The sequence below is a fragment of the Streptomyces sp. NPDC026575 genome (assembly GCF_055567415.1).
In genome coordinates this window covers 29762-49232 of sequence record NZ_JBVHQM010000043.1, presented here as the reverse complement: position 1 = coordinate 49232, position 19471 = coordinate 29762, and the positions used below count along the sequence as shown (strand labels likewise).

Below are 19471 nucleotides of genomic sequence, written 5' to 3'. Positions count from 1 at the left end.
ATAGCTCCGCTATCGAGACGCTCCGGCGCCTTGCGATGCACCGCACCAGACGCCGCGGCCTTTCCGACCCCGACCCATCGGACAGGCCCTAGCCGCGGGTCAGCACCAGCGCGGCGTTGTGCCCGCCGAAGCCGAGCGACGTCTTGACCGCGCAGTCGAACGTCCCCGGCCTGGCCTTCGCTCGCACGATCTCGATCGGGATCCGCGGATCCGGCACATCGAGATTGGCGGTCGGCGGAACCAGCTGCTGCTCCAGGGCCAGGACCGTCAGCGCGGACTCGATGCCGCCGGCCGCGCCCAGGGTGTGCCCGGTCATCGCCTTGGTGGACGTGACCAGGGGGTGGTCCCCGAGCACCCGGCGCAGCACGGTGGCTTCGACGAGGTCGTTGACGACGGTCGCGGTGCCGTGCGCGTTGACATGGCCGACGTCGCCGGCCTGGACGTCCGCGTCCGCCATGGCGCTGCGCAGCGCCTGCTCGATCCCCTTCCCCTCGGGGTCGGGTGCCACGGCCGCGTACGCGTCGCTGGTCGCGCAGTATCCGGAAATCCTGGCGCGGACGGTGGCCCCACGGGCCTTGGCGTGCTCGGGCCGCTCCAGGACGAGGAGCCCGGAGCCTTCGCCGATGACGAAACCGTCCCGGTCCGCGTCGAACGGCCGGCAGGCCGCGGACGGGTTCTCCCGGCGGGTGGAGACCGCCTTGAGCCGGCAGGCGCTGGCGACCAGCAGCCGGGACAGGACCGACTCGGTGCCGCCGGCGATGGCGATATCGCAGGCCCCGGAGCGCAACATCTGGTAGGCGGTACCCAGGGCGACGGTGCCGGACGAACACGCGGTCGCCACACCCAGGCTGGGGCCCTGGGCGCCGACGTCCATACACACGCTGCTGGCGGCACCGTTGACCATGGTGAGGGGGGCGAGCTTGGGGGAGACGCGCCGCGCGCCGCGGGTGGTCATGGCGGCATGCTGCTCGTCGTAGAAGGGCAGCCCGCCGTGCGCCGAGCCGATGACGACGGCGACCCGGCTGCCGTCCCAGGTGTCGGAGTCCAGCCCGGCGTCGGCGACGGCTTCCCGTGCGGCGATCACCGCGAGCTGGGAGAAGCGGTCCATCAGCCGCTGGGCGCTCACGCCGAGCAGCGCGGCGGTGTCCACATCGGCGATGGTGTACATGAAGTCGCAGGGGAGATCCACGAGTTCTTCTTCGTGGCGCACTCCGTGCGGCACGGTGTCCTCGGTGACGGAGCGCCAGGTGGCCTTCGTGCCCACGCCTGCGGCGGTCACCATCCCGAGCCCCGTCACAGCCGCGTGAAACGGCTGCCGGCGGGCCGTCACGCGGTGACTTTGCCGTCGAGGGCGGCCACCAGCTGACCCACGGTGTTGCGCGAGGTCAACGGCACTTCATCGAGGTCGACATCCAGCTGTTCCTCGATGAGGACGCGGAGTTCCTCCAGGGCCAGCGAGTCCATGCGCAGATTGCACAACGGCGTATCGGCGTTGACGTGGGGTGCGGGGACTCCGAATCGTTGGACCAGCAAAATCTTGACCACTTCTGCCGCATTCACGTGGCGCTCCTCCGCTTGTCGTAGGCGTGCTGCCATCCGCGTCCTGCACGGGTGTTCGCCGGCGGCCCGGCTGGTTTAGCCACCCTTTATACGCCTTCGTCCCGATTTCGCCCCAACATTGGTCGCTCAATGGGGTGATGGCGTACAGGGCACGACAGAGGGGCGCGCCCCGCGTTGCGGTGACGGCGAGAAGCCTACGGTCCAAATCAGGTCAACCGGTGAGAGGCGCGGCCGGGAACCGCGTCGAAGTCGTGCCGGAAGCGGAGGTCATGCCTCGTCGAGCGCGCTGGTCACGCGGCCCAACAGGGTTCGCAGAGTCCGGAGTTCCTCGATGGTCAACCCGGTGGCGGCGAGCATCCGGCGGGGAACCGGCAGGGCCTGTTCGCGCAGGTCATCGCCGCCGGAGGTGAGGTGGATGGTGACCGAGCGCTCGTCCTCGGCGCTGCGCTCGCGGCGGACCAGGCCGGCCGCCTCCAGTCGCTTGAGCAGCGGGGAGAGGGTGCCGGAGTCCAGCCGGAGCTGCTCGCCGATGGCCTTGACCGGCTGGGAGCCGTGCTCCCAGAGGACCAGCATGACCAGGTACTGGGGGTAGGTCAGGCCCAGGTCCTTCAGGGCGTCCCGATAGACGCCGCCGAACGCGCGCGACGCGGCGTGCAGGGAGAAGCAGACCTGGTGGTCCAAGCGGAGCAGTTCGGCGTCGGGCACGGGAGTCGTGGTCATGGCATCCAGGGTAGCTCCCTGCGAGCGACTTAGTTGTGCACAACTAAGTTGCGAGCAATTTAAAAGTGTGCGATCGTCGATGTCGTCGGGCGGCCGGGAAACGGCCGCCGCGCTATCGAAGGGGACCCCTCATGGACGCGCTGTACACCGCTGTCGCCACCGCCAACGGCCGGGAGGGCCGCGCCGTCAGCTCCGACGGCAAGATCGACCTGGCGCTGGCCATGCCGCCGCAGCTCGGCGGCAACGGCGCCGGCACCAACCCGGAGCAGCTCTTCGCCGCCGGATACGCGGCCTGCTTCGCCAGCGCGATGAGCAATGTCGGCCGCCAGATGAAGCTCGACACCAAGGACGTCTCGGTCACCGCCGAGGTCTCGATCGGCAAGGACGCCACCGGCTTCGGCTTGGCCGTCGTGATGCGGGTGGAGCTGCCGGACGCGCTCGCGGGCGAGACCGGGCGCCGGCTGGTCGAGGCGACCCACGAGTTCTGCCCGTACTCCAAGGCCACCCGCGGCAACATCGACGTCGAGCTGGTCGTCGAGTAACCCGCCCGCCCTCCGGCCGGCCCCCGTCGCGGAGGCCGGCCGGAGGCCGTGCCGGCGAGGTGGCGGTCAGGCCGCGGGCGGAGTGCCGCGGCGCGGACGGCTCCCGATCAGCTCGGCATAGTGCCGGCCGCTGTCCTTGAGCGTGCGGGCCTGGGTGGCGTAGTCGACGTGGAACAGGCCGAAGCGCTTGTCGTACCCGTAGGCCCACTCGAAGTTGTCCATCAGGGACCATGCGAAGTATCCGGCCAGCGGCGCGCCCCGGCGGGCCGCGCGGGCGCACGCGGCGATGTGCCGATGCAGATAATCGGTGCGCTCGACGTCCTGGACGCTTCCGTCGGCGGTGACCACGTCCGGGTAGGCCGAGCCGTTCTCGGTGACGTAGATCTTGCGCGCCGCGTACTCCCGGGTCAGCCGCAGCAGCAGGGCCTCGATGCCGCCGGCGTCGATCTCCCAGTCCATGCCCGTACGCGGGACGCCCGGGCGGCGCACCGGGCGGGCGAACGGGGGCGGGCCGTCCGGGTCGGCGGCGACCACGGCCGGGAAGTAGTAGTTCAGCCCCAGCCAGTCCAGCGGCCGGGCGATGGTCTCCGCGTCACCGGGGCGCTCCGGCAGTTCCACCCCGTACACCTCGCGCATGTCCGCCGGGAAGCCGCGGCCGTGGACGGGGTCGAGCCACCAGCGGTTGGTGTGCCCGTCCATCCGCAGCGCCGCGGCGGCATCGGCCGGTGATCCGGTGGCGGGCTCGACCGTGCTGAGGTTGTTGACGATGCCGACCTCGGGGTCGGTGGCCCCGGCGCGGATCGCCGCCGTCGCCAGGCCGTGCCCGAGCAGCAGATGGTACGAGGCGCGCACCGCCGCGGTGAGGTCCCGCAGGCCGGGCGCCATCCGGCCTTCGAGATGGCCGATCCAGGCCGAGCACAGCGGTTCGTTCAGCGTGGCCCAGTGCCGGACCCGGTCGCCGAGCTTCCCGGCCACGACCGAGGCGTACGCCGCCAGATGCTCGGCGGTCTCCCGCGAGGTCCAGCCGCCGCGGTCCTGGAGCGCCTGCGGCAGATCCCAGTGGTAGAGGGTGGCGGAGGGGGTGATGCCCGCCTCCAGCAGCCCGTCGACCAGCCGGTCGTAGAACGCCAGGCCCTCGGCGTTGACCCGGCCGCGGCCGTCCGGCACGATCCGCGGCCAGGCGAGGGAGAACCGGTAGGCGCCGACGCCCAGTTGCCGCATCAGGCCGATGTCCTCGCGCCAGCGGTGGTAGTGGTCGCAGGCCCGGTCGCCGGTGTCGCCGTTGTGGGTCCGGCCCGGGGCGTGCGAGAACGTGTCCCAGATGGAGGGACCTCGGCCGCCCTCGGCGACGGCTCCCTCGATCTGGTACGCCGACGTGGCCACGCCCCAGGCGAAGTCGTCCGGCAGGGCGGCGAAGTCGATCCGGTCGGTCACGGCACCGCTTTCTGTAGGGGGCCTTTCGGTACGGTTCGGTTCGGCACGGTTCATTTGACGGCCCCGGCGGTGAGCCCGGCGACCAGATAGCGCTGGAGCAGCAGGAACCCGGCGACCACCGGGACGCTGACGACCAGCGACGCGGCCATGACCTGGTTCCAGTAGACGTCGTTCTGGGTGGCGTAGCCCTGCAGTCCGACCGACAGGGTGCGGGTGGTGTCGTTGGTCATGACGGAGGCGAAGAGCACCTCGCCCCAGGCCGTCATGAACGCGTAGACCGCGACCGCGACGATCCCGGGCAGCGCGGCCGGGACCACGACCCGGAAGAGCGCGCCGAGCGGCCCGCAGCCGTCCACGTAGGCGGCCTCGTCCAGCTCCCGCGGCACGGAGGAGAAGTATCCGGCCAGCATCCAGATCGAGAACGGGAGCGAGAACGTCAGATAGGTCAGGATCAGGCCGCCGCGGGAGCCGTAGAGGGCGACGCCGGTGGAGTTGCCGATGTTGACGTAGATCAGGAACAGCGGCAGCAGGAAGAGGATGCCCGGGAACATCTGCGTCGACAGCACCGTTACCGTGAACACCCGCTTGCCGCGGAAGCGGTAGCGGCTGACCGCATACGCCGCGAAGACCGCGATCAGCACCGAGCAGACGGTGGCCGAACCCGCCACGATCAGCGAATTGGTGAAGTAGCGGGCCAGCGGGACCGTGCGCCAGATGTCGAGGTACGGACGGATCGTCAGCTCGCTGGGCAGCCAGTGGAAGGTGCCCGAGACGTCCTCCAGCGGTTTGAGGGAGCTGCTGAGCATGACGTAGACGGGGAGCAGGACGAAGCCGGTCAGCGCGGTGAGGAAGATCCCTCGGGCATACCGGAACCAGCGGGGCGGTGCCGTGGGGGAGGCCCTGCGGCGGGCCGGGGTGCGCCTACGGGCCGTGGGGGAGCGGTCAGCCATCGGCGGATCTCCTTCCGCGCGAGGTGGCCAGCAGGTAGCCGGCGGTCACCACCAGCAGGAAGAGCAGCAGCAGGACGGACATCGCCGATCCGGTGCCGAAGTTCCAGGTGACGAACGAGGACTGGTAGATGTGGATGGACAGCAGGTCCGCGGCCTCCGGAGCGGCCTTGCCGAACAGCACATACGGCGTGTTGAAGTCGTTGAAGGTCCACAGGAACAGCACCAGCACCAGCACCTGGTTGACCGGCCGCAGCGAGGGCAGGGTGATCCGCCGGATCTGCCGGAGCATGCCCGCGCCGTCGAGCGCCGCCGCCTCGTAGAGGTCCTTGGGTATGTTCTGCAGCCCGGCCATCACGACCAGGAACGCGAACGGCCAGGTCTTCCAGACCGCGACCACCAGCAGCGCCACGAAGCTGTTGCCGCCCAGCAGCCAGAAGGGCCGCCCGTCGGTGAGCCGCAACTGGTCGTGCAGGACGTGGTTGACCAGGCCGTTGTCCTTCTGGAACATGAACGCCCAGGTGATCACCGCGGCGTAGACGGGCAGGGCGTACGGGGTGAGGAAGACGGCGCGCAGCAGGCCGCGGCCCCGGAAGTTCTCCTGCAGCATGATCGCGGCCGTGGTGCCGAGGAGCCAGCACAGCCCGACCGACAGCACGCTGAACACACAGGTGATCCAGAAGGAGTGCAGCAGCGCGGCGCCGACCGGGGCGTCGAGGTCGACGGTGACCCGGTAGTTGCCCAGCGCCTTCCAGGGGGCCGGGCCCCAGTTGCCGATGTGGAACTGCGTCAGCTCCTTGAAGCTCATCACGATGCCGATGACCATCGGTACGAGGTGGACCAGCAGCTCCAGCGCCAGCGCGGGCAGCAGGAGCAGATAGGGCAGTCCGGCGCGGCGCAACCGGACGGGCAGCCGCCTCACTTCGCCATCTGCTGTTCTGCCTTGGCCAGCCGCGCCCTGACCGACTCGGTGGTGACGGGGTGGCCGGCCGCCGCGTCGGCGAACAGGTCCTTGATCGCCGTGCCCACGGACGTCTCGAACTGCGCCTCGTCGGTGACCTGCGGGAGCGGTGCCGCGCTCCTGGTGAGCGTCTCGCGCAGCACCTTGGTGTCCGGCCGGTTGAACGCCGCGTCCCGCTGGGCGGCCTTGACCGGCGGTACGGAGCCGTAGGTCTTGTTCAGCAGCCGCTGCTCGGCGTCGCTCGTCAGGAACTTCACGAACTTCCGGGCGCCGTCGAGGTTGTCGGTGTTGCGGAAGACGGCGAGGTTGATGCCCGCGAGCATGGAGTTGGTCTGCCGGCCGCCGCCCGGGGTGCCGGACGCGACGGGCACCGGGACGACGCCCCAGTCCTCGGGTTTCATCCCGTCGGCCGCGAAGGTGGTGGCCGCGGCCTGCCACAGCACCATGGCGGTCCTGCCCTTGGCGAAGTCCCTGAGCGACTGGTTCTGCCCGTACTCGGCGTTGCCCGGCGCGATGATCTTGTCCTTGGCCATGAGGTCGACGTACTGCTTGACCGCCGCGACCGCGCCGTCGGAGGTGAAGGTGGGCCTGCCGACGCCGTCGAAGAAGTCGGCGCCGTGCTGCTTGCCGAGGACGAACGCCTGGTGGATGTTGTTGGCCAGCTGGCCGCCCTCGGCGCCCAGGCCCCACCTGCCGTCCTTGGAGATCCGCTTGCCGGCCGCGACCAACTCGTCCCAGGTGGTGGGGGGTCGGCTGATTCCGGCGTCCTTGAACATCCGCTTGTTGTAGTAGAGCGCGTAGGTCAGCGAGTACAGCGGGACCGCGGCCGGATCCTGGTGCGGGGCGCCCGTTGCGCCCAGCGCCGGTGCCGCGAACCGGTCGCGTCCGCCGATCGCGTCGAAGTTCCGCTTGTCCCAGGGGAGCAGCGCCCCGGTGGCCTGGAGCGAGGCGGACCAGGTGTTGCCGATGTTCAGGACGTCCGGCCCCTGCCCCGAAGTCGTGGCGGCCAGGATCCGGTTGAGCAGGTCGGGCCACGGTATGACCTCCAGCTCGACCTTGATTCCGGTGCGGCGTTCGAACTTCTTCAGCTCGGGGCCGAGGATCCGCTTGTCCGCCTCGACGTTGGGTCCCTGGTTGGACGCCCAGTAGGTCAGCGTCCTGGGGGAGTCGTTGCCGGCCCCGCCACCGGGGCTCGTCCCGCCGCCGCATCCGGAGGCCAGGGCGGCGAGCGCGGTGACGGTGGCGGTGAGGGTCGCGGCTCGGAGTCTGCGCATGACGGATACGCCTCTCTCTGAGGAGTCCGAGGTCGGCCATGTTCAGTTCCTGAACGGCCTCATGGCTTAACTTAGGGTGTGAGTTAAAGCCCGAGAGAAGGGCGCGTCAAGGGACCGCACCCCGGTAGATTGCGGGCGGGAGGGGGACCGGATGGCCGAGCACACCCAACGGACCGTGCGTGACCTGCGCCGAGCCAATCGCTCCGCGGTTCTGCAACGGTTGTATTTCGACGGCCCGTTGAGCCGGCAGGAACTCGGCCCGGAAACGGGCCTCAGTTCAGGCTCCGTCAGCAATGTGGTCGCCGAACTCGTCGACGACGGACTGCTGGAGGAGGCCGGGGTGGTCGGCTCCGACGGCGGCCGGCCGCGCACCCTGCTGCGCATCGCCCCGTCGGCCGGCCGGCTCATCGGCGTGGACGTCGGCGAGACCCGGGTCGGGATCGAGCTCTTCGACCTCTCGCTCGCCGAACTCGCCCGCACCGAACTCCCGTTGAGCGACCACCGCTACGACGTCGAGGCGATCACCCGGCAGATCGCGGACGGCGTCGCCACCGTGCTGGGCGAGAGCGGTACCGACCCGGATCGGCTGCTCGGCATCGGTGTCGGCGTCCCCGGCATCGTCGACCGGGCCGGTCCCGATGGCGCGGTCGTCCACGGCCAGACCATCGGGTGGGACGCCGTACCGCTGGAGGGCCTGCTCCGCGACGCCGTCGAACTCCCCGCACACGTACCGCTCTTCATCAGCAACGGTGCCAAGGCGCTCGGCCAGGCCGAGATGTGGTTCGGCGGCGGACGCGGCGCCCAGGACGCGGTCGTCGTGCTCCTCGGCTCCGGCGTCGGCGCCTGCATCGTCACCGGCGGCGCCGTCCACGGCGGGGCCCGCGACAGCGCCGGCGAATGGGGGCATCTGACCGTCCAGGTCCGCGGCCGGCGCTGCCGCTGCGGAGCCCGCGGCTGCCTGGAGGCGTACACCGGATCCGAGGCGCTGCTGCGACGCTGGCGGGAGGCGGGCGGCCGGCCCCCGGTGGACGCCGACGAGGAGACGGCGATCACCGCCCTGGCCGACGCCGCCTTCCCCCCGTACGGCAGCGCCCCCGACCCGATCGCCCGCGGCGTCCTGGACGAGACCGCCGAATACCTCGGGGCCGGTATCTCCGACCTGATCAACCTCTTCGGCCCGGAACGGGTGCTCATCGGCGGCTGGGTCGGCCTCCGGCTCGGCCCGCACCTCCTGCCCGCCGTCCGCACCCACGCCACCGCCTACGCCCTCGCCCACCCCGCCGGCCGCGTCACCATCGGTCTGGGCCTGCTCGGCCCGGACGCCGTCACGGTCGGCGCGGCGACACTGCCGCTGGCGGACTTCCTCAAGCGCGGCGGTCGGCGGCCGGCGCGGGCTCCGGAGCCGGCGGCGACACCAGGGTGGCGGACGGTGCTGGACGCCCGGACCCGGCGGCCACCGGGGTGAACCGCCGCCCCCGGACCAGCACCAGCGCCACCGCACAGGCGGCCAGCCCCGCCGCACAGCTCACCCCGAACGCGGCCCGGAACCCGTACGCCTGGGCCAGCGGACCGGCCGCGAGCGCCGCCACACCCTGCCCGACGATCAGCCCGGACCCCAGCAGCGTCATCGCCTCGCCCATCCGCGCGGCCGGCGCGACCCGCTCGGCGAGCCCGAACACCGCGATCAGATGCGGCGCCACCGCCGCGCCGATCCCGGCGACGACCAGTGTCGTACCGGCGAACCCGGACACCGCGAGCAGCGGCAGCACCAGCAGCGTCTGCGCCACGATCGCGAGCCGGAGCCGGACCGTCAGATCCCGCTTCCCCGGCCGCGCGGTCGCCACCAGCCCCGCCAGCGCACTGGTCACCGCCATCGCGCCCCAGACGAAACCGGCCATGCCGGCATCGCCCAGATGCTCGGACAGCGCGCTGACACCTGCGTTGGCGCCGCCCCAGATGAGCCCCTGCGCCAGCGCCATCGCACACAGCACGATCAGGGCGGGCGACGCCAGCCGTACCCCGGCCGCCGTCCCGGGCCCGGACCGCACCGGCCCCGGAGCCGTCGGATGCAGCCCGAACAGCACCCCGCACACGGCGCTGAGCAGGGCCGCGAGCAGCAGCGCCGCCGAGGGGTGACACACCACCACGACCGTCGCCGCCAGCGCCGGCCCCGCCATGAAACTGATCTCGTCGATCGTGGTGTCCAACGACAGCGCACGCGCGGTCAACTCCTTCCCCTCGGGGCGGGACACGGTCAAGGCGATCCACCGCGTCCGCGACAGCGGCCCCACCTGCGGCATCGTCAACCCGACCAGCCCCGCCAGCAGCGCCGACGCCGCTACCGGAAGCCCGCCGAGCACCGACCCCACCAGCGCCACGGCGGCCACCGCGTTCGCCGGGGCGGCCACCAGGAACACCGGACGGTGCCCGCGCCGGTCGGCCAGCCGCCCGATCGGCGGACCGCCCACCGCCTGCCCCAGCCACAGCATCCCCGCGACCACCCCGGCCCGCGCGATACCTTCCAGCTCCGTCAGCAGCATCAGCGTGCCGATCGGGCAGAGCGCAGCGGGCAGCCGCGCCAGGAACGAGAGCACCGGCAGCCAGGTACCCGCGACGGACAACACCGAACGAAGACCGCTCACCGCAGACACCGCATCCCCCCGAACGAGCAACTCGCCCCAGTAGACCCGTGGTCCCGGCCGCCGGACCATCCGCACGTCCTCCGAAACGACGCCGCGGAAGGCCCACGGCATCTGGAGGAACGCCCAAGAACGCCCGCGCCGCGCCCGGCCTCAGGCGTCCTCGGCCGCGTACACCCGACGCCCCCCGACGAACGTCTGCAGGACACGGGTCTCGGCGATCTCCTCGTCGGGGCCGTCGAAGGGATCGCGGTCCAGGACGGCCAGGTCGGCCAGCATTCCCGGCCGGATGGAGCCGGTGTCGTCGAGGTGGTTGGCGTAGGCGCTGCCGGCCGTGTACGCGGCGAGCGCCGAGCCCAGATCGATGCGCTGCTCGGGCAGGAAGACCGGCGCCGAGGACGGGGCCTCCGGCGTACGGCGGTTGACCGCGACATGCAGCGCGGCGAGCGGGTCGGGGGAGCTGACCGGCCAGTCGCTGCCCGCCGCGAGGGTGGCGCCCGCGCGCAGCAGATCGCCGAACGGGTACTGACGGGCCGCCCGTTGGGCACCCAGGAAGGGAATCGTCAGCTCGTCCATCTGCGGTTCATGGGCCGCCCACAACGCCTGGATGTTCGCCGTCGCCCCCAGTCGGCGGAACCGCGGGACGTCATCGGGGTGCACGACCTGGAGATGGGCCAGGTGCGGCCGGGTGTCGCGCCGGCCGTTCGTCCGCCGGGCCGCCTCCACCGCGTCCAGCGCCTCGCGTACGGCCCGGTCGCCCAGCGCATGGAAGTGCACCTGGAAGTCCTCGGCGTCCAGCAGGGTGACGTAGGTCCGCAGCTCCTCGGGGTCGATGAAGGAGATGCCGCTGTTGTCGGACGCACAGCCGCAGGCGGTGAGGTAGGGCGTGAGCATCGCGGCCGTGTGGTTCTCGGCGATCCCGTCCTGCATGATCTTCACGCTGGTCGCGCGCAGCCGCCCGTCGGTCAACTCGGCTCGCTTCGCGATGAGTTCGGGGATCTGCTCGACGCCCCGGGCCCGGTCCCACCACAGCGCCCCCGTCACCCGTGCGGTCAGCTTCCCGTCCTGCCGGGCGGCCACATACGCGGGTACGGCGTCGACCGTGCCGGGTCCGTCGCCCAGCATCGCGTCCTGCCAGGCGGTCACTCCGTAGGAGTGGAGCAGCCGCTGCGCCCTGAGCAGGCCGGCGATCTGCTCGTCGAGGCCCGCCTCCGGAATCAGCTCGGCCACCAGCCGCATGGCGCCCTCCTGCAGCATGCCGGTGGGCCGGCCGTCGGCCGCCCGCTCGATCCGCCCGTCGGCCGGGTCCGGCGTACGGGCCGTGAGCCCGGCCAGCTCCAGCGCACGGGAGTTGGCCCAGCCGCCGTGGTGGTCGCGGTTGACGAGGAACACCGGGCGATCGGGCACCAGGGCGTCCAGGAACTCCCGGGTCGGCATCCCGCCGGGGAACGCCTCCAGCGACCAGCCGCCGCCGGTGATCCACGGCACGTCCGGATGCGCGGCGGCATAGCGGCCGATCAGCTCGCGGTAGGCGTCCGCCGTCTCCGCCGCGCTCAGATCGCACAGGGCCAGCTCCATGCCGCCGCCGACCGGATGGACATGCGCGTCCTGGAAGCCGGGGATCAGCAGCCGGCCGCCCAGATCGACCACCTCCGTACCCGGCCCGATCAGGTCGCGTACCTCCGGCTCGTGTCCGACGGCGACGATGCGGTCCCCGCGCACCGCCACCGCGCCCGCCCGGCTGCGCGCGGCGTCGACGGTGTGCACGGGGCCGGAGAGGAAGACGAGGTCGGCCGGGGAGCCGGCGGCGGCGGTGGTGTCCGGGGTCGGCTCGGGCTCGACGGTGGTGCGGAGGTCCATCTGGCAGTTGCTCCAGTCGCGTGGGGTGTGTGATGCGGATGTGTGTGGTGCGGGTGCGGCAGGGGACCGGCCGCGATGGGGGAGGTCGAGTGCGGCGTGTTCCGGACCGGGCGGGCCGTGGTCCGGGACCCGCCGTATCGGGGTGCGGCCGGCTCGGCTACGCGCGGGGCAGCGGGGCCGCCTCGCCGTCCATCGGCAAGGTGATCGCGTCGGCGTCGGTGCCCCGGCCGGTCGTGAAGTACGGCGCCCGGCGTACCCACTTGGCCCAGGCCGCGGTCGCCAGGCCCGCCAGGATGAACAGCGAGGGGAGCAGCAGCATGAACCAGCCGTTGTCCGGGCTCGGCTCGAAGTGGTCGCTGAGCGTCGCGTAGTACCGGACGAGGTAGCCGCCGAGTCCGAACAGCGCCAGCGCGCTCGCCGCGGGGACGACCACATCCCGCAGCGCCCGGACCGCCCCCTGGCGCAGGCTGCTGCGGAAGCGCACCGCGCAGGCCAGGGCGGTCAGCCCGTAGTAGAGGGCCACGGTCAGGCCGATCGAGTTGACCGCCGTGAGGATCATGTCGTTGAGCTGCGGGATGCCGACGGCGAGTACGGCGAGCAGCGCGGCGAGGGCCATGATCAGGAGGGTGCCCACGGCGGGGGAGCCGTAGCGCGGGTGCACCCGCTGCCACACGGGGCCCAGCGTCCGGTCGCGGGCCATCGCCAGCGCACCGCGGGCGGTGGGGATGACGCTCGACTGGAGGGAGGCGAAGGCGGAGCACATCAGCGCGGCGAGCGGCAGGGAGGCCCAGGGCTCGGGCGCCAGCTTCCCGCCGAGGAAGGTGAGCGCCTGCGGGCCGTTGCGGATGAGTTCCTCGGTGTTCATCACCCGCTGGAAGGCCAGCGCACCGATCAGGAACAGGCCGAGCATCGCCACCAGCGCGATCATTCCGCCGCGGGCCGCGTCGGAGGCGTCGCGGGTCTCCTCGTTGACGCTGAACGCGGCGTCCCAGCCCCAGTAGATGAACACCGCGATGACCATGCCCTGGGCCAGCGCCTGCGGTGAGGCGATGTCGAACGGGTTCAGCCAGGACAGCGAGAACGGCTGGTCGCCGACGACCAGGGCGTATCCGCAGAAGACCAGCAGGACCGCGTACTCGAAGACCAGCAGCCACAGCTGCAGCCGGGTCGCGGCCCGTACGCCCGTGATGGCGGTGAGGGTGACGGCGACCAGCGCGATCAGCCCGACGGCCGTGCTGATGCCGGTGGAGGACGGATCCAGGCGCAGCCCCAACAGGCTGTACAGACCGAGCTTGTTGAGGAACTGGAGCACGACGGACCCGGTGACGGCACCCGTGTAGGCCATGAAGATCACATTGCCGACCAGCACCACCCAGCCGGTCAGAAAGCCGGGCCAGGGGCCGATGGACCGGCCCACCCAGGTGTAGCCGCTGCCGCAGTTGGGCTCGGTGCGGTTGAGCCGGGCGTACGACAGCGCGATGCCGAGGATGGGCAGGAAGGCCAGCAGCAACAGGGCGGGGGTCTGCCGGCCGGCGTACGCGGCCAGCGACCCCATCCCGATGCCGATGCTGGTGGTCGCTGCGGTGCTCGACGCGGCGATCGCCACCCCGTCCTTCACCCCCAGTGAGCGGCGCATTCTCGCCGGGCCGGGGTCCTGCTGCTGCACTGCGGAGGGCATGGCACTGACTCCTTGGACGGGGGGCCGGACCGGTCCCGATGGGCCGTGTGTCCGCCGATGAAACAGTCCGCACACCCTTGTGTCAACGGTGTTGACGTAACCTGGTGGTTAACTGGCCCGGACGGGCGCTGACGCGGCTCGGGAACGGCGCAGGAGCGCGCCGGGCAGGGCCGGGCGCCATGGCGAAGCGGAGGGGTGCGGTGTGGCGGCGAGCGAGCGGGTCCCGGCCGAGCGCAAAAGGCGTCGGCCGACCGGTTCAGGGGTGGTTCTGTCGGCCGATCTCATCGTCGACACCGCACGCGAGCTGATCGACGGCCAAGGGGCGCAGGGCTTCACCGTACGCAAGCTGGGCGCGGCCCTCGGCGCCGATCCGTCCGCCGTCTACCGCTACTTCCGCAACACCGAGGACCTGCTGCTGGCGCTCGCCGACCGGCTGATCGGTGAGTCCATGGAGGGCTTCGAGCCGAGCGGCGACTGGGCGGCCGACCTGCGCGACTTCGGTATGCGCGCCTACCGCTCCGCGCTGCGCCACCCGCAGATCGCGGCCTTCAGCACTCTTCGCGTCACCGGCCGCCCGCACGAGCAGCGCGCCGTCGACACCGGTATCGGGCTGCTGCTCCAGGCCGGATTCGACGACGCCGCCGCCGTCCGCCACTACCACGCCTTCGTCGACACCGCCCTCGGCCATGCGGCCCTGGACGCCGGTGTGCTGCGGCTGGCACCCGCCCAGCGCGCGGCGGACGAGCAGGCATGGCAGGACGCGTACGGCAGCCTCCCGGCGGACGCCTTCCCCAGCCTGCACCGCGTACGCGAGCACCTCCCGGTCATGGCGGCCTCGGCCGTCGAGTCCGCCCTCGATCTGCTCATCGCGGCATTCCGGGCGGAGGCGGCGGGGTGGGCGGGGTGAGGTGAAGGGACGGCCGCCGGGTGGGATGACGGAGGATGAATTACGTCACGCCGGAAGATCCCGTACATATCGGTCGACGGGGGAGGGGCGGCCCATCGGAATGTGCAGCCAGGTGCCCAGAAGATCCCACATGATTGACTTTCGCCCGATATAAATCCCCTCACCCTGCGCCACACCCCCTCACTCCGCGCCACCACTTCCGCTCGCCTCCCGGCCCCTGGGGTCCGCCCTCCCCGCCTGACGCTTCCTCAGTGCCGTCCCGCTTGATAGACACGTCCGCATCATCCGCACGTGGTATGGGACGCGCACCATGAACGACCGCAACACCTCGGACCACCACATATTCGAGCTCGACCTCACCGAGCACGAGGCCCGCCGGCGGACCGAGGTCCTCGCGGCGCTGGGCGACACCTGGGACCCCATCGCGGTCATGGAGGGCGAGACGGAGGCGAACCGCCTGCTCTACTCGGGCCTGGACGCCGACCAGCAGGCCACCTACGACATGCTGGTCGCCGCGGGCGTGCTGCCGCCCTCCGGGCAGGACTGAGCATGCTGCCCCTCGACCCCACCGCCGATATCGGCCGCCGGGCCTGGGTGCCGTGCCCCCGCTGCCAGGACCACGAGGGCTGCGGCGCCTGCCGCGACGGCCGCACCTGCCACGACCACTGGCGCTACCTCCTGGCCAACGAGGGCAGCGTGCTGCATCTGCAGTGCCCCAACTGCACCCACCTGTGGGCCTGGCAGTCGGGCTTCGGCGCCGGCGGCCGCACCGACGGCTGACGCCCGGGAGCGCGGCCGGCGATCCCCGCTGGGCCCTCCACCAGGCCAGACGTCGCATCGCGTCCTCGTACGTCTCCTCCAGCACCCGGTCGGCCGGCGGGTGGGGCGGTACGGGTGGTTCACGCCCTTCGGTGTGCCCGGACGCGCCACGCCGGACGTGCGGCGGCGGTAGCGTGATCTTCATGGAGCTGCATGCGCGATCGCTTTGGCTGGTGACCGAACCGCTGCACGCGGTCTGCTACTTCGACGAGGAGTGCCGCGGCCTGGGCAGGGCGCTCGGCCTCAAGGGCTTCTGGATGGGGTATTTCGCCTCCCGCACCGCACCGTTGGGGGCCGTGGAACCCGCCGCCGCCACGGCCGTACTCGGGGTGTTCGCCCCGCAGATGGTGGCCCGTGCCCTGCCGGCGGCCTGGAGCATCGCCGGACCGTCGCACGTCCTCGACGAGCGCGGCAGCCGGGCCGCCCGCGCCCTGCGCAGGATCGGTCCCGAACTGGAGCGCGGCGCCGCCGAACTGCTGCCGCCGCTCCAGAAGATCGTCGACGATGCCCCCGCCCTGGCACGGCCCCTCTTCGCCGCCAACCGGGCACTGTGCGACCATGCCGACCCCGTCGAGCGACTGTGGCAACTGGTCACCACTCTGCGCGAGTTCAGGGGCGACGCGCACCTCGCCGTGCTCGCCGACGAGGGCCTCGACGGCTGCGAAGCCCTCGTCCTGGCCGCCGCGTCCGGCCGCGTCCCCGAAGACACCATCCGCCAGGACCGGGGCTGGAGCGAGGAGGAGTGGGCGGCCGCCGCGGACCGGTTGCGCTCCCGCGGCCTCGTCGACGCGCACGGCGGCGCCACCGACCACGGCCTGCGGGAGCGCGAGCGCATCGAGCAGGCCACCGACCGGCTGGCCGCCCGGCTGCTGAACTCCCTGCCCGAAGTGGAGATCCAGGCGCTGCTGCACGCCCTGGAACCCGTCGTCCGACGCATCCTGGCCGCGGACGTGCTGCCCTTCCCCAACCCCATCGGGCTCCCGCACCTCGACGACCCCCTGCCCTCGTAAGGGCCCACGGTCCGGTGGCCCGGGGCCGGAAAGCCTAGGCGCGCTGCCTGCCCGCCTCCTTCAACTTCTGCCCCAGGTCCATCGTTTCGGAGGCGGGCGGGGCCTGGACCCGGACCGGCTTGTTGATGTCGAAGAACCGTATGGTCACGTCGAGCGGGCCCTGCGTCGCCTGCGCACGCTCCCGGAACTTCACCATCCGGTCATCGGGGCCGACCCACATATCGAGCTTCAGCTTGTCCACCCCGAGCTGCCTGTACTGCTCGACCGCCCTCTTGCGGCGCTCGGCGGTCAGCGCGCTCTTGGCGGCCCGCTTCGTCAGCAGATCCGACACGGCGACCGTGCCGGAGTAGTGCGTGGTCCGCACCCCGTCGACGGTCTCCTCGCCGACCTTCCTGACGTCCTCGGACTGGGGGAGGAACGACGCCTGTGCCGCCGGGTCCTGGTCGGCCTGCCGCCGCATTCCCCCGAAGCCGCCGGCCCGGTCGGCGTCCTTGTGCTTCATGGGGAACTTGATCCAGCGCTTGCCGCCCATCGCGGCCGCCGCGTCCTTGCCGCCCCCCAGATACAGCGCGCCTCCGACGAGCCGCACCGAGAACTCACCCTCCTCCCGGCCTCCGGACGCCTTCATCCGCATGTCCATGGCCCGCGGGCGAAGGCTGAACGACACCTTGCCCTCGACGGTTCCCTGGCCCGGGACCTCGCCCGAAAGGCGATAGGACCCCGAATTGAGCTTGGCGCCCTTGTTGACCGCCTTCTGCACCGCGGCGACCGGCGTCGCGTTGAGGGTCCCCGACCCGCCGGACCGGGCCGCGGGCTTGCCGCCGGAGGCCGTACACGCCGCCGCACCGCCGCAGACCATCACACCCGCGAGCAGCGCCCCCAGCGTCCGGATGGCCGTACGGGACCGCCCGGCACCGGACGGAGAGACGCCGGACTCGGTGGCGCCGGAACGTGACACGCCTGAACGCGAGCCGGCAGAAGAAGAGTTACGCGAAAGATCGGACATGGTCTCCCCACAGACACCCGAAACTATGAAGATGTGATGGATCAAGACGGTAACCCACCGCACTGACAATCCATGCCGAATATCAACGGCACTTCGCTGGCCTGCGGATTCGTCGTGCGCCCGCCCTGGCGGCACCCCTCGTCCGGACACACGGAGTGATTTTCATCTGGTGGTTCGATGGGTGCTTTGGTGTGCTTTGCTATGCAAGATCGGGACACCTCCGCGCAAGAGGCGTTGAATGGGTATGGATCCTAGAGACTTGTGGGACCGCAATGCCGTTCTGGCGGAAGCGTTTTGTTTGGGCGACGAGCGCGTGCGGGAGGCGCAGGCCAGGCTCGACGAGGCGCAGGCCGACCGGTCACGGGTTTTGGCGGCGTTCGCGGTGACGGTGGGCAGTACGGGCGCGGTGGCCGGTCTGTTCGGTTTGAACGAGCGGGAAGTGCGGATCGCCCGGCGCACCGTGGGCAAGGACGATGCCCGTGCCGTCGCCGAAAAGCTGCTGGCCGCCTCCTCGCCTGTCGCCGCACCGCCCAGCGAGCCGGACGACGCGCCCCCCGTGCCCGATGCCTCGGCCGAGCCTCCGCTTCAGAACCCGTCCGCCGGAACCCGGTCCACCGGTTCGTCCCGCGACGGTACCGGTGGCGGCACGGCGGGCACGTCCGACCAGAGCTGGTCCCCGGCGATGGACGCGGTCCTCATCGGCAGTTGGCAGACCGGTGTGGACCTGCGGGAACTCGCCTCCGAATTCGGGCTCGACCTCACGCGCCTGGTTACCCGTGCCCAGCAACTGTCCGCCCAGGGGCGGTTCTATCCAGGCGCCGTGGAATCCCATGCGGGACGCCACCGGCGCGGCCCCGGAGATGTCCATGAAGCCGAGTACACCATTCCCGCACAGCAGACGGCCGCCTGGAACGCCGCGCCCTCCGCGCACCAGATGGCATCGGCCTGGCACACCGGCACGATGCCCTCGACCGAGTGCGTCCCGGACGTGACGGCCCTTGCCTCCGAATGGGACAACGCCCTCGCCCCCTGGGGCTCCATCGCACCCTCGCACGAGGAGGCCGCGCCGGCGCATCAGCCCTGGGCCCAATACCACCTCAGTTCTTGACCCCTGACGAAGACCGACCCATGACGAACGACGAAGCTCCGGCGGGCACGCTGGACGGCAGAGTGGCGCTGGTGGCCGGCGCCACCCGGGGGGCCGGACGCGCCATCGCGGTGGAACTCGCCCGCGCGGGTGCCTTCGTCTACGCCACCGGGCGCAGCAGCCGGACCGCGGGACGGTCGGAGATCAACCGGCCCGAGACCATCGAGGGGACCGGCGACCTGATCGTCGCGGCCGGCGGTACCGGTGCGGCCCTGCGGGTGGACCACCTCGACAGCGACCAGGTCGGTGACCTCGTCCGGCGCATCGACCGCGACCACGGCCGTCTCGACCTCCTCGTCAACGACATCTTCGGCGGCGACAGATACGCCCAGTTCGGCACCGTTCTCTGGGAGCACGACCTCGCCGGTGGGCTGCGCATACTGCGCATGGGCATCGACACCCACGCGATCACCAGCCACCACGCGCTGCCGCTGCTCATCCGCCGCCCCGGTGGACTGGTCGTCGAAATGACCGACGGGACCGCGGAGTACAACGCCGCCTACCGCCACCACGAAGGCTTCTACTACGACCTGGTCAAGGCCGCCGTGCAGCGCATGACCCTCGCCCAGAGCCATGAACTCGCCCCGCACCGGGCCTTCGCCGTGGCCGTGACTCCCGGCTGGCTCCGCTCGGAGCACATGCTGGAGGCATTCGGCGTCACCGAGGACAACTGGCGCGACGCGACCGCCGACGTGCCGCACTTCTGCATCTCCGAGTCCCCGGTCTACGTGGCGCGGGCGGTGACCGCACTCGCCGCCGATCCGGACGTCGCCCGCTGGAGCGGGAAGGTCGTCTCCAGCGGCCAACTCGCCCCCCTCTACGGCTTCACCGACACCGACGGCACCCAGCCGGACTGCTGGCGCTACCTCGACGAGGTCCAGTCCCGCGGCCTCCCCGCCGACGACACCGGCTACCGCTGACCGGAGCCGCGGCAAGGGCGCTGCGGTCACTCCCATGGAGGCGGCGG

Annotated in this window: 19 protein-coding genes; 8 read left to right on the top strand and 11 right to left on the bottom strand. The window is 71.6% G+C overall.

Features of this window, described 5'->3' with window-relative positions; genetic code table 11:
* Positions 1–88: 88 nt before the first annotated feature.
* The 3 genes from ACZ4NB_RS36595 to ACZ4NB_RS36585 form a co-directional block, all read right to left on the bottom strand.
* Positions 89–1330: a beta-ketoacyl-[acyl-carrier-protein] synthase family protein gene (locus tag ACZ4NB_RS36595; RefSeq protein WP_467667365.1), complete on the bottom strand. Its 1242-nt coding sequence runs from the start codon at positions 1328–1330 to the stop codon at positions 89–91.
* Entirely contained in the window at positions 1327–1560 is a 234-nt protein-coding gene (locus tag ACZ4NB_RS36590) for an acyl carrier protein (RefSeq protein ID WP_467667364.1), read from the bottom strand. The genes ACZ4NB_RS36595 and ACZ4NB_RS36590 overlap by 4 nt, the downstream gene beginning before the upstream one ends.
* Positions 1561–1827: 267 nt before the next feature.
* Positions 1828–2280, bottom strand: a complete 453-nt coding sequence (locus ACZ4NB_RS36585; protein WP_467667363.1) for a MarR family winged helix-turn-helix transcriptional regulator — start codon at positions 2278–2280, stop codon at positions 1828–1830.
* Between the two features lie 131 nt (positions 2281–2411).
* On the opposite strand from ACZ4NB_RS36585, the gene ACZ4NB_RS36580 reads away from it, so the two are divergent.
* Positions 2412–2822 (top strand): organic hydroperoxide resistance protein, encoded by a 411-nt coding sequence (locus tag ACZ4NB_RS36580; protein WP_467667362.1) that lies wholly within the window; start codon positions 2412–2414, stop codon positions 2820–2822.
* Positions 2823–2888: 66 nt separating this feature from the next.
* On the opposite strand, the gene ACZ4NB_RS36575 is transcribed toward ACZ4NB_RS36580, so the two are convergent.
* Genes ACZ4NB_RS36575 through ACZ4NB_RS36560 form a run of 4 tightly spaced genes read right to left on the bottom strand, consistent with a single transcriptional unit; the run spans position 2889 to position 7438 of the window.
* Positions 2889–4256 carry a GH1 family beta-glucosidase gene (locus ACZ4NB_RS36575; RefSeq protein ID WP_467667361.1) on the bottom strand — a complete coding sequence of 456 codons (1368 nt, stop codon included), beginning with the start codon at positions 4254–4256 and terminating at the stop codon, positions 2889–2891.
* 50 nt (positions 4257–4306) lie between these two features.
* A complete protein-coding gene (locus tag ACZ4NB_RS36570) occupies positions 4307–5206 on the bottom strand; it encodes a carbohydrate ABC transporter permease (protein ID WP_467667360.1) in 900 nt (299 codons plus the stop codon).
* Positions 5199–6125, bottom strand: a complete 927-nt coding sequence (locus ACZ4NB_RS36565; protein ID WP_467667359.1) for a carbohydrate ABC transporter permease — start codon at positions 6123–6125, stop codon at positions 5199–5201. The genes ACZ4NB_RS36570 and ACZ4NB_RS36565 overlap by 8 nt, the downstream gene beginning before the upstream one ends.
* The gene (locus ACZ4NB_RS36560) at positions 6122–7438 is read right to left on the bottom strand and encodes an ABC transporter substrate-binding protein (protein WP_467667358.1); all 1317 of its coding nucleotides are present in this window, start codon (positions 7436–7438) and stop codon (positions 6122–6124) included. The genes ACZ4NB_RS36565 and ACZ4NB_RS36560 overlap by 4 nt, the downstream gene beginning before the upstream one ends.
* 151 nt (positions 7439–7589) lie before the next feature.
* Here ACZ4NB_RS36560 and ACZ4NB_RS36555 point away from each other — a divergent pair, with 151 nt between their 5' ends.
* Positions 7590–8903 carry an ROK family transcriptional regulator gene (locus tag ACZ4NB_RS36555; RefSeq protein WP_467667357.1) on the top strand — a complete coding sequence of 438 codons (1314 nt, stop codon included), beginning with the start codon at positions 7590–7592 and terminating at the stop codon, positions 8901–8903.
* Here the strand turns inward: ACZ4NB_RS36555 and ACZ4NB_RS36550 are convergent.
* The 3 genes from ACZ4NB_RS36550 to ACZ4NB_RS36540 form a co-directional block, all read right to left on the bottom strand.
* Positions 8803–10080 (bottom strand): MFS transporter, encoded by a 1278-nt coding sequence (locus ACZ4NB_RS36550; protein ID WP_467667356.1) that lies wholly within the window; start codon positions 10078–10080, stop codon positions 8803–8805. The genes ACZ4NB_RS36555 and ACZ4NB_RS36550 overlap by 101 nt on opposite strands.
* 150 nt (positions 10081–10230) lie before the next feature.
* Positions 10231–11937, bottom strand: a complete 1707-nt coding sequence (locus ACZ4NB_RS36545; protein WP_467667355.1) for an amidohydrolase — start codon at positions 11935–11937, stop codon at positions 10231–10233.
* Between the two features lie 157 nt (positions 11938–12094).
* On the bottom strand, positions 12095–13615 hold the full coding sequence (locus ACZ4NB_RS36540) for an APC family permease (protein ID WP_467667354.1): 1521 nt from the start codon (positions 13613–13615) through the stop codon (positions 12095–12097).
* A 202-nt stretch (positions 13616–13817) separates the two neighbouring features.
* Here ACZ4NB_RS36540 and ACZ4NB_RS36535 point away from each other — a divergent pair, with 202 nt between their 5' ends.
* From ACZ4NB_RS36535 to ACZ4NB_RS36520, 4 genes are all read left to right on the top strand, one after another.
* Positions 13818–14522, top strand: a complete 705-nt coding sequence (locus ACZ4NB_RS36535; RefSeq protein WP_467667353.1) for a TetR/AcrR family transcriptional regulator — start codon at positions 13818–13820, stop codon at positions 14520–14522.
* A gap of 310 nt (positions 14523–14832) precedes the next feature.
* Positions 14833–15069, top strand: coding sequence for a DUF6400 family protein (locus ACZ4NB_RS36530; RefSeq protein ID WP_467667352.1), 237 nt, complete (start codon positions 14833–14835; stop codon positions 15067–15069).
* 2 nt (positions 15070–15071) lie between these two features.
* Entirely contained in the window at positions 15072–15302 is a 231-nt protein-coding gene (locus ACZ4NB_RS36525; protein WP_467667351.1) for a hypothetical protein, read from the top strand.
* Between the two features lie 182 nt (positions 15303–15484).
* The gene (locus tag ACZ4NB_RS36520; RefSeq protein WP_467667350.1) at positions 15485–16351 is read left to right on the top strand and encodes an SCO6745 family protein; all 867 of its coding nucleotides are present in this window, start codon (positions 15485–15487) and stop codon (positions 16349–16351) included.
* A 34-nt stretch (positions 16352–16385) separates the two neighbouring features.
* On the opposite strand, the gene ACZ4NB_RS36515 is transcribed toward ACZ4NB_RS36520, so the two are convergent.
* Complete coding sequence (locus ACZ4NB_RS36515; RefSeq protein WP_467667349.1) at positions 16386–17309, bottom strand: SCO4651 family lipoprotein; 924 nt, start codon at positions 17307–17309, stop codon at positions 16386–16388.
* Between the two features lie 307 nt (positions 17310–17616).
* On the opposite strand from ACZ4NB_RS36515, the gene ACZ4NB_RS36510 reads away from it, so the two are divergent.
* Together ACZ4NB_RS36510 and ACZ4NB_RS36505 are read left to right on the top strand one after the other, a co-directional pair.
* On the top strand, positions 17617–18465 hold the full coding sequence (locus ACZ4NB_RS36510; protein ID WP_467667348.1) for a hypothetical protein: 849 nt from the start codon (positions 17617–17619) through the stop codon (positions 18463–18465).
* A gap of 20 nt (positions 18466–18485) precedes the next feature.
* The gene (locus ACZ4NB_RS36505; protein ID WP_467667347.1) at positions 18486–19424 is read left to right on the top strand and encodes an SDR family oxidoreductase; all 939 of its coding nucleotides are present in this window, start codon (positions 18486–18488) and stop codon (positions 19422–19424) included.
* Positions 19425–19471 lie beyond the last annotated feature (47 nt).

Coding starts and splice junctions, on each gene's coding strand:
- ACZ4NB_RS36585 (WP_467667363.1), bottom strand. CDS start 2,280: ATGACCACGACTCCCGTGCCCGACGCCGAACTGCTCCGCTTGGACCAC.
- ACZ4NB_RS36580 (WP_467667362.1), top strand. CDS start 2,412: ATGGACGCGCTGTACACCGCTGTCGCCACCGCCAACGGCCGGGAGGGC.
- ACZ4NB_RS36570 (WP_467667360.1), bottom strand. CDS start 5,206: ATGGCTGACCGCTCCCCCACGGCCCGTAGGCGCACCCCGGCCCGCCGC.
- ACZ4NB_RS36560 (WP_467667358.1), bottom strand. CDS start 7,438: ATGCGCAGACTCCGAGCCGCGACCCTCACCGCCACCGTCACCGCGCTC.
- ACZ4NB_RS36555 (WP_467667357.1), top strand. CDS start 7,590: ATGGCCGAGCACACCCAACGGACCGTGCGTGACCTGCGCCGAGCCAAT.
- ACZ4NB_RS36545 (WP_467667355.1), bottom strand. CDS start 11,937: ATGGACCTCCGCACCACCGTCGAGCCCGAGCCGACCCCGGACACCACC.
- ACZ4NB_RS36540 (WP_467667354.1), bottom strand. CDS start 13,615: ATGCCCTCCGCAGTGCAGCAGCAGGACCCCGGCCCGGCGAGAATGCGC.
- ACZ4NB_RS36530 (WP_467667352.1), top strand. CDS start 14,833: ATGAACGACCGCAACACCTCGGACCACCACATATTCGAGCTCGACCTC.
- ACZ4NB_RS36525 (WP_467667351.1), top strand. CDS start 15,072: ATGCTGCCCCTCGACCCCACCGCCGATATCGGCCGCCGGGCCTGGGTG.
- ACZ4NB_RS36520 (WP_467667350.1), top strand. CDS start 15,485: ATGGAGCTGCATGCGCGATCGCTTTGGCTGGTGACCGAACCGCTGCAC.
- ACZ4NB_RS36505 (WP_467667347.1), top strand. CDS start 18,486: ATGACGAACGACGAAGCTCCGGCGGGCACGCTGGACGGCAGAGTGGCG.